Source organism: Lactococcus sp. EKM203L (genome assembly GCF_011800585.1).
Lineage (GTDB): Bacteria > Bacillota > Bacilli > Lactobacillales > Streptococcaceae > Lactococcus > Lactococcus lactis.
The window spans coordinates 1-5109 of record NZ_JAALEQ010000026.1; the positions used below are offsets into that span (position 1 = coordinate 1).

The 5109-nt window shown below is 32.2% G+C and carries 8 protein-coding genes and 1 pseudogene; 3 read left to right on the plus strand and 6 right to left on the minus strand.

Annotated elements, in window-relative coordinates; genetic code table 11:
- The coding region (locus HFD15_RS14460) for a hypothetical protein (protein WP_238785378.1) at positions 1-201 on the plus strand (201 nt) is incomplete at its 5' end.
- Between the two features lie 2 nt (positions 202-203).
- On the opposite strand, the gene HFD15_RS13745 is transcribed toward HFD15_RS14460, so the two are convergent.
- From HFD15_RS13745 to HFD15_RS13755, 3 genes are all read right to left on the minus strand, one after another.
- Positions 204-524, minus strand: coding sequence for a hypothetical protein (locus HFD15_RS13745; protein WP_058224955.1), 321 nt, complete (start codon positions 522-524; stop codon positions 204-206).
- Positions 525-575: 51 nt separating this feature from the next.
- On the minus strand, positions 576-806 hold the full coding sequence (locus HFD15_RS13750; protein WP_058224954.1) for a class IIb bacteriocin, lactobin A/cerein 7B family: 231 nt from the start codon (positions 804-806) through the stop codon (positions 576-578).
- 190 nt (positions 807-996) lie between these two features.
- Entirely contained in the window at positions 997-1146 is a 150-nt protein-coding gene (locus HFD15_RS13755; RefSeq protein ID WP_160321598.1) for a hypothetical protein, read from the minus strand.
- 79 nt (positions 1147-1225) lie between these two features.
- On the opposite strand from HFD15_RS13755, the gene HFD15_RS13760 reads away from it, so the two are divergent.
- Positions 1226-1906: an IS6-like element ISS1S family transposase gene (locus HFD15_RS13760; protein WP_167593790.1), complete on the plus strand. Its 681-nt coding sequence runs from the start codon at positions 1226-1228 to the stop codon at positions 1904-1906.
- Here the strand turns inward: HFD15_RS13760 and HFD15_RS14465 are convergent.
- On the minus strand, positions 1903-2052 hold the full coding sequence (locus tag HFD15_RS14465; RefSeq protein ID WP_235587373.1) for a hypothetical protein: 150 nt from the start codon (positions 2050-2052) through the stop codon (positions 1903-1905). The genes HFD15_RS13760 and HFD15_RS14465 overlap by 4 nt on opposite strands.
- Positions 2053-3203: 1151 nt before the next feature.
- On the opposite strand from HFD15_RS14465, the gene HFD15_RS13770 reads away from it, so the two are divergent.
- On the plus strand, positions 3204-3701 hold the full coding sequence (locus HFD15_RS13770) for a GNAT family N-acetyltransferase (protein WP_047205803.1): 498 nt from the start codon (positions 3204-3206) through the stop codon (positions 3699-3701).
- Between the two features lie 168 nt (positions 3702-3869).
- On the opposite strand, the gene HFD15_RS13775 is transcribed toward HFD15_RS13770, so the two are convergent.
- Both HFD15_RS13775 and HFD15_RS13780 read right to left on the minus strand, forming a co-directional pair.
- Positions 3870-4715 (minus strand): AraC family transcriptional regulator, encoded by an 846-nt coding sequence (locus HFD15_RS13775; RefSeq protein ID WP_010731423.1) that lies wholly within the window; start codon positions 4713-4715, stop codon positions 3870-3872.
- A 114-nt stretch (positions 4716-4829) separates the two neighbouring features.
- A pseudogene (locus tag HFD15_RS13780) lies at positions 4830-5033 on the minus strand (helix-turn-helix domain-containing protein); the annotation flags it as partial.
- Positions 5034-5109 lie beyond the last annotated feature (76 nt).

The following is a 5109-nucleotide window of genomic DNA, read 5'->3' on the forward strand; positions in this document are numbered from 1 at the left end:
AAAACCATGGATGAACAAACAAAATACGAGAGATTTTTTGTTCGTTCATCCACTAAAAAGAACTCCCTAACGGTCGTAGTACCCCCCCCTGTTTTCCCCACATTCCAAAAATTCGAAGAATTTTTTCCAGCGCTACCGCTCGGCAAAACCTTTACAAAACTTCTTAATAAAAATAACAAAAAACGCTCAAAGAGCGTTTAAATTCAAACAGAATATTTTTTCAAAAATTTTTCTTTAGATACAACTTTACGATTAGTAATATCCAAATAATCTCCAATATCTCCCATCACATAAACATTGTTCCCAGCTAATCCACCAGCTAAACTTCCAGCAACCGAACCTATAACTCCTAATTTTAAAGAACTTTTAGCTGATGGTTTAATGCCATTCATTAGTATTTTTAATCTATCATCATACCAACAAAGATAATTTTCTTTAAAAGCATTTTTTACCCATTCCGGTTGTTCATTATTTTTACTTATTTCCCAGACATCTACAGTCTTATTTTTATAAATTGCTTTAATCGTTATACCTCCTGTTAAGTTAGAAAAATTAAAAATAATCTTACTTTTTAGTTAATCATTTGGTGTTCCACCACTACCATAAGGATTATGATTATAAGCATGAAAACCTGTTACACCATTCAATTGATTAACTACCTGTTGAGCAGTTTGCCCTGGATTAACACCAATACCTCCAAGCCAACCTGCGAAAGCAGAACCCCATCCACCTCCACCATTAACTTCTAGAAGTTCTTCGTCAGATAATGTTTTAAATTGTTTTAAATTAAGTTCTTGATTTTTCATTTTTAAAATCTCCTTTTTTTAATTTTGTAAACAGTTTCATCATATTCTTTTTTTTTTTATAATTTCAAGAATTAAATATCCCTGTTTGCTCTTGTCGCTCCGCTTGTACACCTCGATTAAAACTTACGACATTACTGCTTTAAGGACTGGCGCAGGCAGAGCCTTTGCGGATACTTTGATTTGCTGAAACTTATAAATGCATGCCAAAACCTTTGTCTAAACCTAAATCAATTTCTGGCTCAACAAGCCCTTTTTTGACCTTAAATTCTTCAGTCAACAGCTTGCCATCTCTACTCGCCTCTTTAATTTCTCCAAGCGTTACAGAACCATCTTCAATCAAGTTATCGGTTCTGTTGCAAAGTTTTCTGATAAGTCTATTTTAGTGTAAAATGAATAAAAATGACAGCGAGGATATATCAATGAACTATTTTAAAGGTAAACAATTTCAAAAAGATGTGATTATTGTCGCTGTTGGTTATTATCTACGTTACAATCTAAGCTATCGTGAAATTCAAGAACTCCTTTATGATCGTGGGATTAACGTTTGTCACACAACTATTTATCGTTGGGTACAAGAATACAGTAAAGTCCTCTATCATCTCTGGAAAAAGAAAAATAGACAGTCCTTCTATTCGTGGAAAATGGATGAAACTTATATCAAAATCAAAGGTCGTTGGCATTATCTCTATCGTGGAATTGATGCGGATGGATTGACTTTAGACATCTGGCTACGCAAGAAACGGGATACTCAAGCTGCTTATGCGTTCTTGAAACGACTACATAAACAGTTTGGTCAACCAAGAGTAATTGTCACGGATAAATCGCCCTCTATTGGTTCTGCATTTAGAAAGTTACAGAGTAACGGTTTATATACTAAGACAGAGCATCGAACCGTGAAGTATCTCAATAACCTCATTGAGCAAGACCATCGACCAATCAAACGACGCAATAAATTTTATCGAAGTCTACGAACTTCCTCAACCACGATTAAGGGCATGGAAACAATTCGAGGAATATACAAAAAGAACCGAAGAAATGGAACGCTCTTCGGATTTTCGGTATCTACTGAGATTAAGGTCTTAATGGGAATATTAGCTTAAGAACAAGAAGGATTATAAACCTTGTATTTGATTTTTAAACTTTGCAACAGAACCGGTTGACTAAATGGTCGAACAATTCCAGATGATTCAAACAATCTAATCACATCAATTGTATTCAACTCAGTTCTTTTTCCATATGTTATCATACTGGTCTCTCCTTTTTTGTCACTTGTTCTAGCCATAATAAAAAGCTGTTCTCGGAATTGTAAGAGGAGGACAGCTTGTAAATAGAAAGGTATATATTTTAGGGGTAACTAAAATATAAAAATATTATATCATAATTAAAAAGAATATTGTTCAAAATTTAGAAAAAAAATTATATTCTGACGAATCGTGTTTTAAGTTCAGAATATACTTTTTGCTTTTGTTTAAAACACTTTAAAAATAGCATAATATTTTATATCAACAACTAAAATCACTTGCAATTTATAAGCGCTTTTTTGATTAAAAATATCCTCATACTCTCATAAAGTTGCCATAAAAATCGTTTTTTATGGTTTTTTAAACTTTTGAAAAACTAAACCGCTTAACTATGCGTTTTATGACGATTATAAGTTTTGGAATAACAAAAATTTTTCCAAAACTTATTATTTCTAGAGTGAAAATCATTAAATTCCCTTTTAAAAAAATTTTTTTTATAATGAGAAATCTCTTTCAGTCAGAAGTAAATTTTACTATGGAGATTTTAAAATTAATGACTGAGATTTTTGATGGAAATATTTATTTAAAACTGAACTCAAAAATTATTTTCGAACAATATTGTTCATTTTGTGTTTAAATATTTGATTGTAGTCCAATTGTAAGTATATATAATGAGTTACGAAGAAAAAAAAAAAATAGAGTATATTTTTCAAACTAGAAAGACAAAAAGCACCTTTTGAAAGGCGCTTTTCTAATTCAATCGTTTTCATAAACAATAAGTTCAGTACACTCCCCTTGTTTTAAATAGATTTTTGTTTTAACGCAATTTGAAGTCCGGTTGAAACTCGTGCATATCCGATATTCATTTTTTTCCTTCATTTTAATTTATTGTATCATAACTTAGAAATGTGTATATAAATAAACATAGAATAAATTACGGGTTAATGAACAAGAAATGTAAATGATTTTTGAGAGTTTTTATAACAAAAGAAGAGTGTCCATAAAATGACCATTTTCTGAACACAATATAAAAAAAGAAAAACAATTATTAACGCTTTTTTTTTATGTCTAATTATTTGATAATAGTCCACGCAAAACTGATGTTATCCTTAAATCTTAGAGTCACTATTGTATAATTTAGACAAAGGACAAAAACATGAAAAAACAAAACGTGATGCAGAAATATGATTTGATAACTAAAGAACCTATTTTTCAAAAATTTAAAGCAAATAACAAACAACTTTATAAACAAAATATTGATTTAAGAAATGCTGTTTTGAGAAAACCACTAAAAAAGTTAATTACATCAGATGAAATGATGGTTGAGCAAAACAATCAGTTTTACGGTATTACGATTAATGATATTTTAGTCGCAACATTTTCAAGTTATCCAAAAGATTCTAATACGGTTCGATTAGTATCCTTTGCTGTTGATGCTCAACATCAACAACAGGGACTGGGATCGCGTTTGTTAAGCTGGGCAATTGATGATTTTCGTAAGCAAGGATATTATCGAGTGAGCTTGTCAGCACGTGCTTCGGCTCACAATTTTTATTTGAAACAAGGATTTAAAGATACTAGAGAACCACAAATAAATCACTATCTGAATTTAGTAGACTTTGAAATGCAGTATATTATTCCAACACGGAACTAAAATGTGGGGACATAAATTTTAACTAATTGGGGTAGCGTCAGGAAAATGCGGATTTACAACGATAAGGAATTTCCAATATAAAAAGCCTGATTTCCCATCACCTAAATTGAGAAATTAGGCTCTTTTTTCGTTACTCCATAAACAGCATTCTATTACTGAATATGTAATTTACTTCGGGATAACAGGGACCCAGAGTTCGTGTCTTGGTTTATGCTTCGGACCGTAATAACATTCTATACACGGTAAATTTGCAAGTTCATACTCGGAGGTAGGGACCCACTCGGAATATAAACGTTTCCATGCATCCACTATGTTCGGAAAAACTGCCCATGTACTTGCGGGAATAATAAGCGTCTCCATATTTTCTGGGGATTCCCCATCGTATCTTACGCCCATGAAATAGGAAAATTGTTCATCTGTTATGGCAGCTTCTTTTCCGCAAACCCCCAGAAGGCTTTCAAGCGTGCATTTTGGATTTTCCCATGACATATCTACTAGTTCTTGCATAAATCCATCTTTTTTCGCAGTGTTCCAAAGCGTAGGGATTGTTTTAAATGCTCTGCTTGTTTTTACTGGCTTACTTTTTCCAACAATTCTTAATTCAAAATCAAGGTTTTCAATTCTGTACTCCATCTCGGTATCTCCTTTAATAGAAATTTGAAAGGAAATTCTGGGAAAGGCTTTTAACTGTACCCCTCTATTACGAGCATTGGAAGGGGTTACTCCATGCATTTTTTGAAAAGCACGTGAGAAAGTATCAGAAGAAACATAACCATATTTAATTGCCACATCAATGATCCGAATATCACTTTTTTGAATTTCAAATGCTGCGAGTGTTAACCGTCTACGTCTAATATATTCTGATAGCGATATACCTGAGATTGAAGAGAACATTCTTGAAAAATGAAACTCAGAACAATTAGCTGCTTTTGCAATCTCTTTGTAGTCTATTTCTTCATTCAAGCTATTTTCAATGTAGTTTAACGCATTGTTCATTCTTTCTAGCCAATCCATAAGTTTACTCCCTTTCAATATTTATTTTAAAACAAAATAGATAATAATTGCCGACATTTCATGCCTAAAAATGTTGGTATCAAAAAATAAACCTTTTGATAGAATCAGGACAAACTATTTGTTTCCTTCCGATAGCCTTCTATATAATGAAGCCCTAGACACATTAGTAATTTCGCAAATTTGATTTACAGTCATACCGCCTTCTTTATATAGTTTTACTGCATATTTCATTCCTGCGTGATTTTTATGATATTTCTTTAAACGACCCTTAAACTTCCCTTCTTTCTTAGCCAGCTCAATCCCTTCTCGTTGACGCATTGGGTATTGGACAGACCTAGCTCACAAAAAGTTTCGATTTTAATTCATTCTGAATAGGTTATACTAGACAAAAGAT